The organism is Psychrobacter sp. FME13 (assembly GCF_014861395.1).
Classification (GTDB): Bacteria; Pseudomonadota; Gammaproteobacteria; order Pseudomonadales; family Moraxellaceae; genus Psychrobacter.
Genome location: NZ_RRYV01000291.1, coordinates 1 through 1,465, shown reverse-complemented (window position 1 = coordinate 1,465; position 1,465 = coordinate 1). Strand labels below are relative to the sequence as shown.

Annotated in this window: 1 protein-coding gene and 1 pseudogene; both read left to right on the top strand. The window is 35.5% G+C overall.

What is annotated here, in order from left to right; all coding sequences use genetic code 11:
* Positions 1-424, top strand: a pseudogene (locus EI164_RS16095) (hypothetical protein); the annotation flags it as partial.
* Positions 425-432: 8 nt separating this feature from the next.
* Positions 433-1,116: a hypothetical protein gene (locus EI164_RS16090; RefSeq protein ID WP_192520984.1), complete on the top strand. Its 684-nt coding sequence runs from the start codon at positions 433-435 to the stop codon at positions 1,114-1,116.
* The last annotated feature ends 349 nt before the right edge of the window (positions 1,117-1,465 follow it).

Here is a 1,465-nt window from a genome sequence, read left to right as displayed (position 1 = left end):
CATTTACGAATCTTACGGTAAACACATTCATACCGACGCAAATGGTAATAGAATTAAACTAAATGATGCGAAAAACCCAAAGACTTTTATCTTTAATACAGACTTAGAGGCTGGAAGAATAAACGGTTTTGCTCCAGGTGATGTAGTAGGAGGTAAATTCCAATGGGGCAATATTATTATAATTTTTAAGCAAGCTAATACAAACAAAGATACATTGGTTCACGAAATAGGTCATAGCTTAACACTCCGCCATGTCTTTGACTCTAAAGCTCCATATCGATTTTATCAAGGTTATAGCAACAAGGTAATGGACTACACTTGGTATCGTGGAAAAAGGAATGCTAAGAATAAAAACAAACGAATTTTGTTTCCAAGATATCAGTGGTATAAAATGCAGAATGACACAAGCACCTATAAGTTATAAGGGTTTTTATGAAAATTTTATTATTAGTACCTATGTTAAGTATTTTATTGATATCTTGTGACGCCTTTTCAACAAACGATAATACTAAGGACGAAAATACTGATAACTTAAAGCATATTATAGAAGAAGAAAAAATAAAGGAAGATGCTTTGAGAGTAATCGAAGCAGATATAGTTATATCAGAACCTTCAGTTGACTGGGAGCCAAGAATAATAAAAACACCAGTTAGTCAACCACATAAGCCCTTTTATTTTCCCGAATCGAGGGCTCAAGAAATAAAGAATTATTTATACAGAGAAATTGATAGCAACTTAATTAAAGGAAAGCAATTAGATGAAAATAAATATCTATTTCGAGGATATATCCAATATATAGATGGCATTGATTTTGATTACTCTTTCATTAAAGATACAGAAGGGTACTTTGGTAAAACATATACATTATCTAGTGACTATAAATCAAATGAAGAATTTAGTAAATTACATATGAATTTAATATACAAAATGTTAGAGATAAGTAGTATAGAAAATCCTCAACAATTCTTTCAAGAGTTAATAAATAGCCCTAAAATTACAAAATACACAGGATGTACTGTGCAACTTAAACAAGCTAAATACGGTGTGATAGATCTTACCTCTTGCGAAGAAGATGATGCAACAGTACTAGCTTTATATAATCCAGAATTAGAATAAAAATAATTGTTAAGTAGCTTCAAGGCATCAGCGCCACTACCAATGCCCAAATCAGTATCAAATCTGGCGAAGCACTTGTTCTATCAACTCAGCCGCAGACCCACGCGCAAGTCCAAGAGCACAATTATCAACAGCATACCCCGACCCTCACCCAAACTGGTCTTGGCGGACAGCACCTAGCGGCGCGTTTAACGCAGTTAGCAACGGGACTGGGACGTCAGGTCAATGACCATAAAGCGATTAAGACGCAGTTAGAAACTATCGCAGAGGAGCAGCAAACCAAAACCCATCAACAAGCGCCCTATACGCTGATCGATGGCGCTGCTGATACGAGCTATGTCAGTGACGA

Bases quoted from the DNA above. Each gene is read 5' to 3' on its own strand.
- EI164_RS16090 (WP_192520984.1), top strand. From the start codon at position 433: ATGAAAATTTTATTATTAGTACCTATGTTAAGTATTTTATTGATATCT.